Below are 17,139 nucleotides of genomic sequence, written 5' to 3'. Positions count from 1 at the left end.
CTTTTTACTACAAACGAGAGATGGTCTACATTTTTTCCACCAGAAAGATACTAAAATAAGAATTGGAAATAGAGTATATATATGTCAAAATTAAAATCGCAACTTCCTCTTTTTCAGAAAAATGATGTTAATATTTCTAGCGATGTCAACACAGTTTGGTCTATTGCGAATACACTTCGAGGAGCTTATCGCGCAGATAAATATCGTGATGTGATTATTCCCATGTTTGTATTAGCTAGATTGGAAGCAGCTCTACTGCCAACCAAGGATCAAGTGATTGCAGCCTACAAGAAAGACAAAAAAACACCGGAACAGATTCTTGAAGATATATCAGGATATAAATACTATAATACAAGCCCTTTTACTCTTGAAAATTTGCAAAATGATCCTGATGCAATCGAAGAAAACTTTCTCGCTTATTTAGATGGTTATTCCAAACGAGTAAAGGACATTATTGAAAACCTTAAGTTTAAGGAGCAGGTCCATACCTTGGCACAGACAGGACGCCTATTCACTGTCATTAAGAAATTTTCCAAAATTGATCTATCCCCGAGTACAGTGGATTCTATGCGAATGGGCTATATGTTTGAAGACATCATTCGCCGTTTCTCCGAAAATGAGGAAGCAGGATCTCACTATACACCTCGGGAGGTCATTGCTTTGATGGTCAACTTACTGCTCGTTGAAGCAGATGAGGAACTGTTTGTAGATAAGAGAATAGTAAAAATTCTAGACATGGCTGCTGGTACGGGAGGCATGCTGGCTACAGCCAAAAGTTATATTCGTCGTTTGAATTCTGAAGTGAATGTTCTTCTCTTTGGTCAGGAATATCTCTCAGAAACTTATGGTATCGGAAGGGCAGATATGCTTATTCGGCAGGAAAATTCTGACTACTTTGTGAAGACAGATACTCTTAAAGATGGTGATCCCTTTGCGGACAAAAAGATGAATTTTGTCATTGCCAATCCTCCCTTTGGCCAGTCTTGGGGAGGAAAGGACGCGGATGATGGTGTAGAACAGGCTGTCAAAAAAGATCAAGAACTCTTTGAGGCAACCGATGGCAGACAAGGTCGGTTTGTCAATACTCCGGCAACAGGTGATGCTCAGCTACTTTTCCACTTGCATGGCTTGGCTAAACTAGAAAAGAATGGACGTGCAGCTATTATTTCTAACGGATCTCCGCTTTTTTCAGGTGGAACAACATCTGGAGAAAGTCAGATTAGGCGTTATATCTTAGAGAATGACTTGCTAGAAGCTATCATCGCACTCCCTGGTCAGTTTTTCTACAATACAGGAATTGGCATCTATATTTGGATCTACAATAAAAATAAAGCTCCTAAGCGTCGGAATAAGGTACAGTTTATCGATGCGACCGAAGAGTTTGTACCATTGAGAAAGTCTCTGGGACAAAAGCGTCGTGAACTTTCTGAGGACAATATCCGGCAGATTATCCAGTGGTACCATAACTTTGAAGAAAACGACCATGTGAAAATATTTGATAACAAAGAATTTCTTTATAAAGAGTATATCGTTATGCAGCCTCTGCAACGTCGAGGCAGAATTACTGAAGATACCATCGAAAAGGTTAAAAGTGTCCCATTTGTAGCAAAGCTTTATGATGAATACCAATATCAGGAACTGCTTGAAATGGAGCCTCGCACAGCCAATGATGAGAAGAAATTACAAGACTTAGCAGCGGGGAAAACTAAGCAGGAGCAGTTATTAAATGCTCTCCGGCTTGGAATCACTGATGACAGCTACCCTAATTTTGAGGAATTTAGTCAGGTAATCAGAGAGCTATTATCTGAGGTGAAGGTGACACCAGCTAATGTCAATGCTATTGCGCTTACTATGAGCGAGATGGATAAGACAGCAGAAATTGTCACAACGACCAAGAAGGACAAGTTTGGCGAGATAGCAGATGGTATTGTCTATGATAAGACCACCAAGGATAGTGAAATCGTCAAACTGACAGAGGATGTTGAAGACTACTTTGCGCGTGAAGTCTATCCACATGTACCAGACGCCCACTATTGGTTTGATGAGGAAAAGGGCTATGGAGCTGAAATTCCTTTTACTAGGTATTTCTACCAGTACCAAGCCCCAGAAAGTGCAGATAAGCTCTTGGCAGAGTTCTACGAGCTTGAAGAAGAACTACAAAACCTCTTGGAGGAGCTCAAACATGACTAGGATGAAAGAGAGTGGCATCGACTGGATTGGACAGATACCAGAAGAGTGGGAAGTTGCTAAAGTCAATCATATTTTTGAGGAACATAAACAAAAAAATAGAGGTAATAAAGAAAAAAATCTATTATCTCTAAGTTACGGTCGTATTATCCGGAAATCCATAGATAGTTCTTTTGGACTTTTACCAGAATCATTTGATACGTATAATATTATTCAAAGAGGAGATATTGTTTTACGTCTGACTGATTTACAAAATGATAAAAGAAGTCTTCGTGTTGGACTTGCAAGAGAAAATGGTATTATTACTTCGGCATACTTAACATTGCGTTTAAAAAATTTAGAGAGTAACGACAGTTATATGTACTATCTTTTGCATACATATGATATTTGTAAAGTTTTTTATAACTTTGGTGGTGGAGTTAGACAAGGTGGGACTTGGTCAGATATTTATAAAATGGAGTTATTAATTCCTCCTTGTAATGAACAACAAAAAATTGCTGATTATCTAGACAAGAAAATAGCTCAGTTAGATAGGGCAAAAAGATTACTTGAAAAGCAAATTCAAAAACTCAAAGACTACCGCTCTAGCTTGATTTATGAGACTGTCACAAAAGGACTAGATAAAACAGTCCCTATGAAAGATTCAGGTATCGACTGGATTGGACAGGTACCTGAAGGGTGGGGAGTGAGTAAGTTAAAATTTACTCTTGAAAAAGCAAGTAATAATATTAAAGTTGGTCCATTTGGTTCTTCGTTATCAGGAGATGCAATAAGAAGTTCAGGTAAATGGGTATATAATCAGCGTAATGTTTTAGACAATAATTTTACTGAAACGGATACTTTTATAAGCGATGCAAAATGGAAAGAATTAAAAAACTTTTCTGTGGTATCTGGAGATATATTGTTGACTACTAGAGGTACCATTGGTCGTATCGCTATTGTTCCTAAAGATTATTTTGAAGGTGTTTTACATCCTTGTCTTATGAAGTTTAGGGTAGATAGTCATATTGTTCAACCAAAGCTAATAAAGTATTTTTTTAATGATATTACATTCGTTAAAGAACAGTTGAAATTTTTGAGTAACAGCACAACGATTGATGTCATCTATTCTTATAATTTAAAAAATATTATTATCCCAATAATACCAATGGAGGAACAGTATGGTATTGTAGAATATTTAGATAAACAATGCTCTAATGTAGATGCTCTAATAAAAGTCAAGCAAGAGCAAATTAAAAATATTAACAAACAACGACAAACTCTTATTTATGATTATGTAACAGGGAAGAGGAGGGTGTAATGGATACCGTTGTATATGAATATAGCTATTCTATTCGATGGATTTTTGATGAAAAAGATTTACATGAGATTGATTCAAGAACTTTATTAAAATCAGAAGAAGCGATTACCTCACTTATATATTCTATAGCAAGAGATTTTAATTTTCCTATTGAAATTAAAGTGAGAGCAAGAGAACAAGGTAGTTTCGATATTTCTCATGTTGTCACGTTCTTAGGTGAACATAAAGACGTTATTATGATTTTATTAGGAGCTGTTATAAATAAGTTCTTTTCACCTAACCTAACTCCTAAAAATAGTAACATTGAAAAAGCTACATTTATGTCTGAATGTTTTAAGAGAATTAATGAAGGAAGTTTAACAGAGTCTCAGGCAAATACACTAATTGATAATTTTGGTTTTACAAGAAAACAAAAGAATGCTTTTTATAAAGCGAATAAAAAAGATACTTCAATTAAGGAAATTGAAATAAAACAGATTGATAGAGTGATTGCAAAAATTCCTAGAGAGACTTTTGATGATTATATCTGTTTAAACAATAATGAAGATAAACTTATTTCAGATGCAAAAATATATATAATCTCTCCAGTTATAGTAGCTGGAAGCAACGAAGGATGGACTGGAGAATATGAAAGTGAAAAAATTCGTTTTTATATCAAAGATAAAGAGTTTTTAGAAAAATCTCAAAATAAGGTTATTTCTTTTAATACGGGGTTTTATATTAAGTGTGAACTAAAAAAAATAGTTAAAATTCAAGAAGGAACTGAGAAAATAAGATGGGAAGTAATCTCAGTTTCTAGCTATGGAACAGATGAAAAACATGAATTTGAATTTAAACATCGAGTGAGGAGGACTGAAATTTTAGATGGACAGTTGTCTTTATTTGGAGATGAGTAATTTATTTCTTAATCAGTATTTAGAACAAGACCTGTTATGAATTGTTATATTTATAATTAAACTCTGTGATTAATATGAGTTCAAGCATTGTAGAGCTTGGGTAAGCAATATGTTATTTATCTATCTATATATCCTTCCGTTAATCTGTAAATATTGTTCCGTTATTCCTCATATTGTTCCGGACTATGGTATAATAGAGGGAGAAAGTGAGGAGTGCTCATGTATATGACAGTGAGGCAGGCAGCTGATCTCTGGGGGATTTCTGATCGTCGAGTTCGGTCTCTTTGCAGTCAGGGAAAGATTCCGGGTGCTGTCCAAGAAGGGCGTTTGTGGAGGATTCCCTCAGATGCCAGAAAGCCAGCGGATGGCCGTTATAAGAAAGCAGAGAGTCTCTTGCCTTTGATTGATGAAAAGATGATGCAGTTATCAAAACTTCGCCCTTTGACGGATGGAGAGCTGGAGCGGCTGAATGAAGAGTTCACAGTCGAATATACCTATAACTCAAATGCCATTGAGGGCAATACACTGACCTTGCGTGAGACAGATTTGGTCCTGCGTGGATTGACTATTGACCAAAAGCCTTTAAAAGATCATATGGAGGCAATCGGTCATCAGGAGGCTTTTCTGTATGTTCAAAGGCTTGTTGAGGAGAACCAGCCTTTGTCGGAACAGATGATAAAGGATATTCATTATCTAGTATTAGCGGATAAAAAAAATGACCGAGGTATTTATCGCAGAGTCCCAGTGCGCATCATGGGAGCAGCTAATGAACCGGCTCAGCCTTACATGATTGCTCCATTGATGGAGAAGCTCCTAGTGGATTATGCTGCAAGTCAGGAAAATATGGTGACCAAACTAGCTCAGTTTCATATTGCCTTTGAGAGTATCCATCCGTTTATTGACGGCAATGGCCGAACAGGTAGGCTCTTGGTGAATTTGGAGTTGATGAAGGCAGGCTATCCACCAATTGATATAAAATTTATGGACAGATTGGCCTATTACCAAGCATTTGATGACTTTCATTCAAAAGGAAGTTTATCGGCAATGGAGGATTTATTTGCCAAATATATCAATGAAAGATTGGATATGTATTTGGAGATTTTATCTCTTGGTGATGAAGCATAAGGAGAGCAGATGGCAAATTTAGATATTACTGAGCGTTATGATTTTCAGCAATGGATTTTAAAAGATCTCATTCAGTATAATGGCTATATTCAGCGTGCTCAGTCTGCTTATAATCAAAGGTTGGCTATGGATATAGATATTTTATGGGAATTTCTGATGTCAACCCAAGAAGCAACTGTCGAAAAACTCTTGAAGCGTTTTGATAGAGAGACTATTCTCAATTTGATTAATCAAGAAATTATCAAAGGTGGTCTTCTATTTGCCTTAAAAGATGGAGTGTATATTGAGAATAAAAAACTTCGTCTTATGTACCGCAGACCAGCAACAGACTTTAATGAAAAGGCTAGTCATCAGTATAATTTAAATCGCTTGACAGTAATGGAAGAAGTGGTCTATAAGGACCAAGAACGTATTGACTTAGTCATCTTTCTTAATGGCTTAGCCTTGTTTGCTATTGAGTTGAAACTAAATTCAAGTGGCCAGTCTGTCCAGGATGCTATTAAGCAGTTAAAAGGACGTGATGTTAAAAATCGTCTTTTCCGATTTAATGCAGGAGTATTAGTTAGTTTTGCGGTTGACTGGATGGAAGTCTATATGACAACTCAGCTTAAGGGATCAGATACCTACTTCTTGCCTTTTAATAAAGGAAAGGGTGAAGGGATTGACCAAGGAGCAGGGAATCCCCAGAATAATCAGGGGCCAGAAACAGAATATCTATGGCGAGATTTGCTGAAGAAAGAAAGTATCCTACAGTTGATTGAACGTTTTATCTTTTTAACGCCTGATAAAAAGGATATCATTTTTCCGCGTTATCAGCAGAGACGAGCAGTTAATCGTATTTTAGAAGATATGCGAGTCAACCATACTGACAGAAACTATCTGATTCAGCATTCTGCGGGGTCGGGTAAAACAAATACGATTGCTTGGTTGGCACACAGCTTAGTTAGTCTTCATGATGAAGAAAATCAAAATATCGTTGATACAGTTTTGGTTGTTACTGACCGTATCGTTGTTGACCGTCAACTTCAAGATGCTATTCGTTCTATTGAGCATCAGCCTGGTGTGATTAAGGTTATGGATGATAAGGCTACTTCTAGCGACTTAGCAGATGCACTTGCTGGGAATACAAAAATTGTTGCGACCACTATCCATAAGTTTGCACAAATAAATAAATCAAACTGGATGTCTGCGGGTGTAACAGCAGAAAAGAAATTTGCCATTTTGATTGATGAGGCGCATAGTTCTACGACTGGCTCCTATATGAGTGCAGTCAGTCAGGTATTGACTGAAACGGATATAGAGAACGGCACAATGGATGAGCCACAAGAAGTGTCTGTCGGCGATGCTATTGAACAGGAAATTGCCCGTACAGGGAAACAAGACAATATTTCTATTATTGCATTTACAGCGACACCTAAAGCTACTACATTGCAGTTGTTTGGCTCTACTAGACCAGATGGTTCAAAGGTTCCTTTTGACTTGTACAGTATGAAGCAGGCTATTGAGGAAGGTTTTATTTTAGATGTTCTCAATAACTACACCACTTATAAAACATACTACAAGCTAAATAAGGCGGTCGAAGAGGATCCTGAACTCAAAACGACAGTGGCAAAGCGGAAAATTGCTAAATTTGTGGAGCTATCTGATGAAAATATTCATCAAAAGGTCGAAATTATCATGGACCATTTTATTACTCATGACATCATGGCTGATTTAGGTGGACATGGAAAGGCAATGATTGTAACTTCAGGACGTGAGGCAGCTGTCAAATACCAACAAGCTTTTAAGAAATATTTAAAAGAGCATCATATTACTAGTATCGGAGCGGCCGTCGCTTTTTCAGGAAGGTTGAGCCTTGATGGAGCTGAATTTAGCGAATCTTCTATGAATGGTTTTAGTGAAGATAAGCTCAAAAGTAAGTTTGATACTGATGATTATCAAGTGCTAATCGTTGCAAATAAATATCAAACGGGCTTTGACCAGCCTAAATTATTGGCTATGTATGTAGATAAAAAGTTGCGTGATGTAGCAGCAGTACAGACTTTATCTCGTTTGAATCGTATTGTAAAAGGCTATCACAAAAAGACTTTTATTCTTGATTTTAAAAATACCTATGAGGATATTAATAGAGCTTTTGCTCCCTACTACCGAGAAACAATTTTGACTGAAACGATTACTCCGAGCGATGTATTTGATTTAGATGCTAAAATTGAAAGTTATGGAATAGTAGATAATGATGATGTCCATGCCTATAATCAATTCTTATATCAAGAGAAACGTTCCAGCCGCGATAAACAAAAGATGCTCGCTCTACTGTCAAACGGGTATGCACGAGTGCAGCGTTTTGATGAAAAAGAACAAGTAAATATCCGTAAAGTTATTCGTGGATTTTTACGGATGTATACCTTCTTGATTCAGGCTACAGCTTATCAAAATGAATTGCTTCATGAACGATACAATTATCTGCAAGGTCTTGTGAAAATGATTGATGTCCGATTGGGAGGGAATGATTTCACTATTGCTGATAAGATTGTTGTAGATAATATGAAACACAAACAAACCGGTTTTTACACTGTGGCAGAGTTAGAGGGAAATTATTCGGTGACACTGAATAAGCCGAATTTATCAAATGTTTCTGAAGAACAAGAGAAAAAATTGTCTGAAATTATTGAAGAAATTAATGAGCAGCTTGATTTAGATATTGATGATCAAATTGCTGTTAGCGGGGCAGTCTCAATTAGGGAATTGATGAAGAAGAATCCTAAATTGAAGCAATCAGCTTTAGTAAACTCTCGCGAAGATTTCGAATTTTCATTTGAGGATGAAATTGATAAAGCTTTAACTGATGGTTACACCCAAAATCAAGATTTCTTTGGAGTGCTATTGAGTAATGAAGATTTCAAAAAGCGTATTGCAAAGATTTTTATTGATGATGTTTACCAAAGTTTTAAAAAGAGTAGTGATTAAAAATTCTATTAGGAATAACAAAAATTACACAAGCAAATTTGTCTATTCTAAAAACAGGTAAGGCTAAAGGTATTCGCTTTGCAACCTTGCTGGCTATCTGTGAAACGCTGGATTGTCAGCCTGCTGATATTTTAGAGTATATTTCTGACTAACAAATAGAAGATAGAAAGGAGCTTTATGCCTGAATTACCTGAAGTGGAAACGGTTCGGCGCGGTTTGGAGCGTCTGGTTGTCGGCAAGACGATTGATCAGGTGCGGGTCTGCTATGCCAAGATGATTGGTACGGGAGCGGATAGCTTTGTCCACGACTTGCCAGGTCAGACCATTGAAAAGATCGGTCGTCGGGGCAAGTATTTGCTTTTTTACCTGACGGGTGGAGTGCTGATTTCCCATCTACGAATGGAAGGCAAGTATCTTTTTTATCCTGATGCGGTACCTGAGCGCAAGCATGCCCATGTCTTTTTCCAGATGACGGATGGTGGGACGCTTGTTTATGAGGATGTTCGTAAGTTTGGGACCATGGAGCTCTTGAGAAAGGATCAGCTGGAGGCTTATTTTGCTGCCAGAAAGCTTGGTCCTGAGCCGACAGAGGCGGACTTTCTTTTGGCGCCTTTTGCAGCAGCTTTGGGTCGTTCCAAGAAGCCTATCAAACCCTATTTGCTAGAGCAGACCTTGGTCGTTGGGCTAGGCAATATCTATGTAGACGAGGCCCTTTGGCGGGCGAAGATTCATCCAGCTAGGCCAGCTGATAGTCTGAAGCCTGCTGAAGTGAAGCGGCTGCGTGAGCAGATTATAGAAGTTTTGCAGCTTGGGATTGAAAAGAGAGGATCGACCATTCGGACCTACCGCAATGCTTTGGGTGAGGATGGCACTATGCAGGATTTTCTGCAGGTCTATGGAAAGACCGGTCAACCCTGTGCTAGATGCGGCAGCCCGATTGAAAAAATTAAGCTGGGCGGACGAGGTACCCATCTCTGTCCTCATTGCCAGAAAGTGAGGTAGCTGTCATGGTAAGAATTATCGGCATCACTGGTGGCATTGCCTCGGGTAAGTCAACCGTGACAGAGTTTTTAAGGCAGCAGGGCTACCAAGTCATTGATGCGGATCAGGTGGTTCATAAGCTACAGGAGCCGGGCGGACGCCTTTATCAAGCTCTTTTATCCACTTTTGGTCCAGCTATCTTACAGAAAGATGGGCGCTTGGACCGGCCTAAGCTGGGAGCTATGATTTTTGGGAATCCCGAACTCTTGGAGCAATCCAGTCAAATACAAAATCAGATTATCCGCGAGGAACTGGCTAGCCGGCGAGATTTGCTGGCAGAAACTGAGGCTGTCTTTTTTATGGATCTTCCCTTGCTGTTCGAGTTACAATATGAAGAATGGTTTGACCAAATCTGGCTGGTGGATGTGACGGTGGAAACTCAGCTCAGTCGTCTTATGTCTCGAAATGCCCTCAGTCAGGAAGAAGCAGAAAAACGTATAGCAGCTCAGCTATCTCTCCGAGAAAAACGAAAGAGGGCGGATGTGCTGATAGATAATAATGGCTTGCTTGAGGAAACTCGACAGCAGATTCACGATGCTTTGCAGAAATTAGAAAGAAGATGATTTATCACGACACAAGTAAATTGGAAACATAACCTGAAAATCGCTTGGTTTGGGAACTTCCTGACTGGTGCCAGCATTTCTCTGGTGACGCCTTTTATGCCACTTTTCGTGGAGCAGCTGGGTGCCATAGGTCATGATGTGGAGTATTACGCTGGGCTAGGGATTTCTCTCTCTGCAATCTCAGCGGCGCTGCTCTCTCCTGTTTGGGGAAGTCTGGCTGATCGATATGGCCGCAAGCCTATGATGGTACGTGCGGCTATTGCCATGGTTTTCACTATGGGCGGTATTGCCTTTGTGCCCAATATTTTCTGGCTCTTGCTCCTACGCTTTCTAAACGGTGTTTTCGCTGGTTATGTTCCCAACAGCACAGCTCTGATTGCCAGTCAGGCTCCCAAGGAAAAAACGGGTTATGCTCTGGGAACTCTCTCGACCGGTGTCGTTGCGGGAAATCTTATGGGTCCATTTATTGGCGGTCTGATTGCGGAGATGTTCGGTATCCGCAATGTCTTTCTTCTGATTGGCGGCTTTTTTCTAGTGGCAGCCTTGATGACCTTTTATTTGATTCGGGAGGATTTTGTGCCAGTGACCCGACAAGAAGAGGTAGGCTTTAGGGAATTGCTGCGTCAACTCAGGTATCCTAAGATGCTGATGAATCTCTTTCTGACCAGCTTTGTTATCCAGTTTGCAGCTCAATCTATCAGTCCTATCCTTGCCCTCTATGTTAGAGAGCTGGGGCAAAAGGACAATCTGATCTTTGTTTCGGGTCTTATCGTATCTAGCATGGGACTTTCCAGCATGATGAGCTCCAGTATTCTGGGGCGGTTAGGAGACCGTATCGGCAATCACCGGCTTCTGGTGCTGGCTCAGTTCTATTCAATCCTGATTTATCTGCTCTGTGCCAATGCTGGCTCCCCTATGCAGCTAGGCTTTTATCGCTTTTTATTTGGTCTAGGAACAGGGGCGCTGATACCAGGTGTCAATGCTTTGCTAAGTAAGATAACACCCAAATTTGGAATCTCTAGGATTTTCAGCTATAATCAGATTTTCTTTTATCTGGGTGGGGTGGTCGGCCCTATGTCTGGATCGGTTATTGCGGCAGCCTATGGCTATCATTCAGTCTTTTATGCAACAGCAGGGCTAGTCGCAGTCAGTATGCTGGTCAATCTCTTTAGTTTTCGAAATTTATTTAAAAAGAAGGATATCTAGTGCGCGTTAAAATAAATTTAAAATGTTCCGGCTGCGGCAGTCAGAACTATCTGACCAGCAAAAATACTAAAACGCATCCGGAAAAAATTGAGGTCTTAAAGTATTGTCCCAAGGAAAGAAAAGTTACTTTACATCTTGAATCCAAGTAGATTTTATGATAAAATAGATAGGATTTTAAGGAGTTTTTATTTATGTACAACCTATTATTAACCATTTTAGTCATTTTATCAGCTATTATTGTCATTGCAATTTTCATGCAACCAATTAAAAATCAGTCCAGCAACGTCTTTGATGCCAGTGCCAACGACTTGTTTGAACGTCCTAAGGCACGCGGTTTTGAAGCTGTGATGCAGCGTATGACGGGAATCATGATTTTCTTCTGGCTACTGATTGCATTGGTATTAGCAATATTATCTAGTAAATAAAATGGGCTCTGACTTCGTCTTGGCCTATTTTTTAAGTTTTAAAGAGATTTTGCAAGGATGAAGAACTCATCAAGAGAAGAGGAATATGAAATCAGAAATCATTGAATATTTAAAAGACAGGCAGCAGGCCAGCGTAGATGAGCTGGCGGCTGCTTTGGGGAAAGAATCTTCCAAGGCCTTTAGTAGCTTGGTTAAGACCATTTCCCAGATGGAAAGAAAGCATCAGATTCGCTTTGATGACAAGGGGCGGATTGAGCTTTATGAGAAGAAAAAGCAGGAGCGTCTGACGCTCAAGGGTATTTTTCATGCTCACAAGAATGGCTTTGGCTTTGTCACCCTGAATGAGGAAGAGGATGACCTCTTTGTCGGCCGTAATGATGTCAATCATGCCATTGATGGTGATACGGTGGAAGTAGTCATTACCAAGGTGGCAGACCGGATCAAGGGAACATCAGCTGAGGCTAAGATTATCGATATTTTGGAGCACAGCCTGACTTCAGCGGTTGGCCAGCTGGTTCTGGATGAGGAAAAGCCCAAGTATGCGGGCTATATCCGCTCGAAAAATCAGAAAATCCGCCAGCCTATTTATGTCAAAAAGCCAGCCATGGTTCTGGATGGTACAGAGGTGCTCAAGGTCGCTATTGACAAATATCCGACCAAGAAACACGATTTCTTCGTGGCGAGTCTGGTCGATGTGGTCGGTCATGTCAATGATCCAGGCATTGATGTACTGGAAGTACTGGAGTCGATGGACATTGTCTCTGAATTTCCAGAAAAGGTCTTGGAAGAGGCCGAGCGAGTTCCGGATGCACCGACAGAGAGTGATTTGGCAGGGCGTTTGGATCTGCGTGAAGAGATTACCTTTACTATCGATGGAGCGGATGCCAAAGACTTGGACGATGCTGTCCATATCAAGCGCCTTAAAAATGGCAACTTTGAGCTGGGTGTCCATATCGCAGATGTGTCCTACTATGTCAAGGAAGGCTCTGAGCTGGACAAGGAAGCTCTCAATCGAGCGACCTCTGTCTACGTGACCGACCGCGTGGTACCTATGCTTCCGGAGCGCCTATCAAATGGAATCTGCTCCCTTAATCCCAATGTGGACCGGCTGACTCAGTCGGCTATCATGGAGATTGATGCCAAGGGGCGCGTGGTCAAGCATACCATTACCCAGACTGTGATCAAGACGACCTTTCGCATGACCTATAGTGATGTCAACGACATCATCGCAGGAGATGAGGAAAAAGCTGAGCAGTTCAAGGCTATTGTACCTAGTATTGACAGCATGGTCCAGCTGCATGAGATTCTGGAAAGCATGCGATTTAAGCGAGGTGCGCTCAACTTTGACACCAATGAAGCCAAAATCATGGTCAACAAAGAAGGCCGACCGGTGGATATTGTCCTGCGCCAGCGTGGGATTGCCGAGCGCATGATTGAGTCCTTTATGCTGGTGGCGAATGAGACGGTGGCTGAGCATTTTGCTAAGCTAAATCTGCCCTTCATCTATCGGATCCACGAGGAGCCTAAGGCGGAGAAGGTGCAGAAGTTCATCGACTACGCCTCTAGCTTTGGGGTTCGGATATACGGAACGGCTAGCTCTATGAGTCAGCAGGCTCTGCAGGATATTATGGAGGCAGTCAAAGACCAGCCTTATGAGGATGTCCTATCTATGATGCTTCTGCGCTCCATGCAGCAGGCTCGCTATTCTGAGCACAATCACGGCCACTATGGTCTGGCAGCGGAGTTTTATACACATTTCACCAGTCCGATTCGTCGCTATCCGGACCTTCTAGTTCACCGAATGGTGCGGGACTATGGCAAGTCTAAGGGAATAGCAGAGCATTTTGAGCAAGTGATTCCAGAGATTGCCAGTCAGTCTTCCAGCCGAGAGCGTCGGGCTATCGAGGCCGAGCGCGAAGTCGAAGCCATGAAGAAGGCTGAGTATATGGAAGAATTCGTTGGGGAAGAGTTTGACGGCGTGGTTTCAAGCGTGGTTAAGTTTGGACTCTTTGTCGAGCTGCCCAATACGGTCGAAGGCTTGATTCATGTCACCAACCTGCCAGAGTTTTACAGCTACAATGAGCGGACGATGACCCTGCAAGGAGAAAAGTCTGGCGTGGTCTTCAAGGTCGGTCAGCAGATTCGTATCAAGCTGGTCCGAGCGGATAAGGCTACGGGCGAGATTGACTTTGAATACCTGCCTAGTGAATTTGATCTGGTAGAAAAGACTGATAAGAGTGGCAGAGGCAGGTCAGGCAGAAAGAGACGCCGTGAGGATGACAAGCGCAGCCATTCTTCCAAAGAAAAAGGCAACAGAGATAAGAAAGATAAGAAGTCCAAGAAAGGCAAGAGCCAGAAGGCATTTTACAAGGAACTAGTCAAGAAAGGAGCCAAGCATGGCAAAGGGAGAAGGAAAGGTCGTCGCGCAAAATAAAAAGGCCAGACATGACTACACCATCGTAGATACCATCGAGGCCGGCATGGTGCTGACAGGGACGGAAATCAAGAGCGTCCGTGCTGCCCGTATCAATCTCAAAGACGGCTTTGCCCAAATCAAGAACGGTGAGGCCTGGCTCAGCAATGTCCATATCGCGCCTTATGAAGAGGGCAATATCTGGAACCAAGAGCCTGAGCGCCGCAGAAAGCTGCTGCTGCATAAGAAGCAGATCCAAAAGCTGGAGCAGGAGACCAAGGGAACTGGTATGACGCTGGTGCCGCTCAAGGTCTATCTCAAGGACGGCTATGCTAAGCTGCTCCTGGGCTTAGCCAAAGGGAAGCACAACTATGACAAACGCGAGTCCATCAAACGCCGCGAGCAAAACCGCGACATCGCAAGACAGATGAAGAACTTTAATACAAGATGAAAGACTGGGTGACCGGTCTTTTTAAGTATTCAACTCTGACTTTTGATTTATGCTATAATGGAAAGGATGAGGAAGGGCATTTTATTGTCTAATGAGTATCTAGAGGTTTATATATGAAATTTTCGAAAAAAACAGTACTTATTGTCATATTTATAGCAATTCTTTTGCTTACACCTTACCTAGCTTACCAACACTATGTTAAGAAATATGTCAAACCTTATTCTACTTTTTTATTGAAGCGAAAAATTGCAGATTATAAATATATTGAGAACGGGAAAGCTTTGGTGATTAAGTGGGACTATGATAATCTGTTTGACTATTGGATTACAGAGAATTCTACATCTGTTACTTTGGGAGCCCCTGTTGTTGGGCAAACGAAGATTGTACAAGAGTATAATAAATTGCTCACGTTAACTCCCCTAAGAAATGAACCTCTTGAAGACGAGTATTGGAAGATTGCAGTCTATGATATAAAAGAGAAAGGCTTTCCTTCCAAAGAATACGAAGTTTTTAAAATGACTCGAGATTACGATTCAGACTATATTCCTACAAGAATTGCCTCTATAATCTATATCAGTGAGGGGCGAGAGTTATTGGACATTCATTTAAAAAATGCCAAAGATGGTTCTCTTGTCACAAAGTCGATTGACCTAGAAAAAGGAAAGATTATAGATTTAGGTAAGGAACAAGATTATGAGCAATATGCTACTGCAACGAATTTTTATAATTTACTTCCCGAATCTAAAGACTACTTCATGCTTAATTGGGAAACTGGTGTTTCTGCAGGCGGGAAGTTAGATAAAGATGCCCTTATCCGTCAAAAGTATCCTGATGCAGCAAAGCTTTTGGAAGATAATAACGGGTCAATTGTAGTTCTGGCTGATAAGCCAAGTATCGAAAACAACATGCCGATTTATCAGCTGCTGTATAAAAAAGGGACCAATTTATTCGAAAATGTGAAAATACCTGCCGAAAACTCAATAGATGGTCAGGAACATATTGTCAATAGTCAGGAAGAGTTTGCTAAATACTATCGCAACAAGGAAGTAGGAGAACCTAAATCGAGAATGTAAACCCCATCCACCAATATTTTTGCTGAGAATAGAAAGGATATATAGATGAGTCGTAAATAGATAGATGTTGAAAAGTAAAAGAAAGTAGACTTCCTATGTGAGAAAGAACTGGCTGATTGACCAGTTCTTTCTTTTTGCAGGGAAGATTGTTCAATTTGACACTTGTCAAGTCTGTGCTTTTCGAGTATGATAAAGACAGTTAGATTATTCGTAGCGTAGCTTTTAGAGAAAGGATTTTTTATGACAGAAGAATTGCTAGCCTATAAACGTATGCCGCTGTGGACGGCTGAGACAATGCCAGAAGCAGTGAAGAGAAAGCACAATACCAAAGAGGGAACTTGGGGCAAAATCACTGTTCTCAAGGGACGCCTTAAGTTTGTTGAGATGTCAGAGGAAGGTGAGGAGCTGGCTGAGCACATCTTTGAAGCTGGTCAGGACAATCCTTTTGCCCAGCCCCAAGCTTGGCATCGGGTTGAAGCCCTGACAGATGATTTGGAGTGGTATTTGGAGTTTTACTGTCGGCCTGAGGATTATTTCCCTAAGAAATACGGCAGCAATCCAGTTCACTCAGAGGTTTTGGAAGCTATGCAAACAGTCCGACCAGGGCGGGCATTAGATCTAGGCTGTGGTCAAGGTCGTAATGCTATCTTTCTAGCCAAGCAGGGCTTTGAAGTGACGGCCGTAGATCAGAATGAGCTGGCACTGGAGATCTTACGTAGCATTGTGGAGCAGGAAGATTTGGAGATGCCAGTGGGTAGCTACGATATCAACTCAGCTAGTCTGACTCAGACTTATGATTTGATTGTTTCCACCGTTGTCCTTATGTTTCTGCAGGCGGAGCGAATTCCGGATATTATCCGAAATATGCAAGAGCATACAGCGCTTGGCGGCTACAATCTCATCGTCTGTGCCATGGATACAGAAGACTTCCCATGCTCTGTGCCCTTTCCTTTTACTTTTAAGGAAGGTGAGCTTGCCGAGTATTATAAAGGCTGGGAGCTGGTTAAGTACAATGAAAATCCTGGTCACCTCCATCGACGTGATGAAAACGGCAATCGAATTCAGCTGCGCTTTGCGACTATGCTGGCTAAAAAGGTTCAGTAGAAGACAGTAGGACAGAAGTTGATTTTTGAAAATTTAGCTTTGCTCACTTATTTTGAGGCTTAGGTTTAAAAGGTCTGGGAGACAATTTAAATTGTCTCAGATTCAATATTTTTTGAACGTAATAAAGCTAGACTGAGGCATTTTTGTCTCAGTTTTTTTATTTTAGTAAAAAACTTTAGAAATATTTTAGAATTTCTTGAGAAATATCTGAAGTTTGGAGGCTATACTAGAAAGTGCAAGGAGGAGAGAAAAAAGCTGGAAGCAACAGGACAGCTGATGGAAACTTTAGTTTTTCTTTAAGTGTGAGTCTAGACCAGATCACTTTTAAAAGCAGACTGAAAGATCTTACTCTCTCCTCTTGCGGCAATTTTTTCCAGACCTTCAGTTT

At 40.8% G+C, this 17,139-nt stretch carries 15 protein-coding genes; all 15 read left to right on the top strand.

Annotation, left to right across the window (positions count from 1 at the left end; all coding sequences use genetic code 11):
• Positions 1 to 81 precede the first annotated feature (81 nt).
• The 15 genes from J1C77_RS08205 to tehB all read left to right on the top strand — a co-directional run bounded on the left by J1C77_RS08205 (position 82) and on the right by tehB (position 16,751).
• On the top strand, positions 82 to 2,190 hold the full coding sequence (locus J1C77_RS08205; RefSeq protein ID WP_002897157.1) for a type I restriction-modification system subunit M: 2,109 nt from the start codon (positions 82 to 84) through the stop codon (positions 2,188 to 2,190).
• Positions 2,183 to 3,487 (top strand): restriction endonuclease subunit S, encoded by a 1,305-nt coding sequence (locus J1C77_RS08200; RefSeq protein ID WP_427195060.1) that lies wholly within the window; start codon positions 2,183 to 2,185, stop codon positions 3,485 to 3,487. Before J1C77_RS08205 ends, J1C77_RS08200 begins: the two co-directional genes overlap by 8 nt.
• Positions 3,487 to 4,383, top strand: a complete 897-nt coding sequence (locus J1C77_RS08195; protein ID WP_002920700.1) for a hypothetical protein — start codon at positions 3,487 to 3,489, stop codon at positions 4,381 to 4,383. Before J1C77_RS08200 ends, J1C77_RS08195 begins: the two co-directional genes overlap by 1 nt.
• A gap of 219 nt (positions 4,384 to 4,602) precedes the next feature.
• Entirely contained in the window at positions 4,603 to 5,508 is a 906-nt protein-coding gene (locus tag J1C77_RS08190; RefSeq protein ID WP_002920701.1) for a Fic family protein, read from the top strand.
• 9 nt (positions 5,509 to 5,517) lie between these two features.
• Entirely contained in the window at positions 5,518 to 8,475 is a 2,958-nt protein-coding gene (locus tag J1C77_RS08185) for a type I restriction endonuclease subunit R (protein ID WP_002920702.1), read from the top strand.
• Positions 8,476 to 8,477: 2 nt separating this feature from the next.
• Positions 8,478 to 8,627 (top strand): helix-turn-helix domain-containing protein, encoded by a 150-nt coding sequence (locus J1C77_RS08180; RefSeq protein ID WP_152905390.1) that lies wholly within the window; start codon positions 8,478 to 8,480, stop codon positions 8,625 to 8,627.
• A gap of 25 nt (positions 8,628 to 8,652) precedes the next feature.
• Positions 8,653 to 9,477, top strand: coding sequence for a DNA-formamidopyrimidine glycosylase (gene mutM, locus J1C77_RS08175; protein WP_002920703.1), 825 nt, complete (start codon positions 8,653 to 8,655; stop codon positions 9,475 to 9,477).
• 5 nt (positions 9,478 to 9,482) lie between these two features.
• Positions 9,483 to 10,079, top strand: coding sequence for a dephospho-CoA kinase (gene coaE / locus J1C77_RS08170; RefSeq protein ID WP_002920705.1), 597 nt, complete (start codon positions 9,483 to 9,485; stop codon positions 10,077 to 10,079).
• 3 nt (positions 10,080 to 10,082) lie between these two features.
• Positions 10,083 to 11,285: a multidrug efflux MFS transporter gene (locus tag J1C77_RS08165; protein WP_328263335.1), complete on the top strand. Its 1,203-nt coding sequence runs from the start codon at positions 10,083 to 10,085 to the stop codon at positions 11,283 to 11,285.
• Positions 11,285 to 11,434, top strand: coding sequence for a 50S ribosomal protein L33 (gene rpmG, locus J1C77_RS08160; protein WP_080980294.1), 150 nt, complete (start codon positions 11,285 to 11,287; stop codon positions 11,432 to 11,434). Before J1C77_RS08165 ends, rpmG begins: the two co-directional genes overlap by 1 nt.
• Positions 11,435 to 11,476: 42 nt before the next feature.
• Positions 11,477 to 11,710 (top strand): preprotein translocase subunit SecG, encoded by a 234-nt coding sequence (secG, locus tag J1C77_RS08155; protein WP_002920707.1) that lies wholly within the window; start codon positions 11,477 to 11,479, stop codon positions 11,708 to 11,710.
• A gap of 85 nt (positions 11,711 to 11,795) precedes the next feature.
• Positions 11,796 to 14,144, top strand: coding sequence for a ribonuclease R (rnr, locus tag J1C77_RS08150; protein ID WP_002920708.1), 2,349 nt, complete (start codon positions 11,796 to 11,798; stop codon positions 14,142 to 14,144).
• Positions 14,107 to 14,574, top strand: a complete 468-nt coding sequence (gene smpB / locus J1C77_RS08145; protein WP_002920709.1) for an SsrA-binding protein SmpB — start codon at positions 14,107 to 14,109, stop codon at positions 14,572 to 14,574. Before rnr ends, smpB begins: the two co-directional genes overlap by 38 nt.
• A 113-nt stretch (positions 14,575 to 14,687) precedes the next feature.
• The gene (locus J1C77_RS08140; RefSeq protein ID WP_002920710.1) at positions 14,688 to 15,647 is read left to right on the top strand and encodes a hypothetical protein; all 960 of its coding nucleotides are present in this window, start codon (positions 14,688 to 14,690) and stop codon (positions 15,645 to 15,647) included.
• A 240-nt stretch (positions 15,648 to 15,887) separates the two neighbouring features.
• Positions 15,888 to 16,751 carry an SAM-dependent methyltransferase TehB gene (gene tehB, locus J1C77_RS08135; protein WP_002920711.1) on the top strand — a complete coding sequence of 288 codons (864 nt, stop codon included), beginning with the start codon at positions 15,888 to 15,890 and terminating at the stop codon, positions 16,749 to 16,751.
• The last annotated feature ends 388 nt before the right edge of the window (positions 16,752 to 17,139 follow it).

The organism is Streptococcus sanguinis (assembly GCF_050223295.1).
GTDB classification, from domain to species: Bacteria; Bacillota; Bacilli; order Lactobacillales; family Streptococcaceae; genus Streptococcus; species Streptococcus sanguinis_X.
The sequence above is the reverse complement of the archived record's forward strand: the minus strand, read 5'-3'. Positions and strand labels throughout refer to the sequence as shown.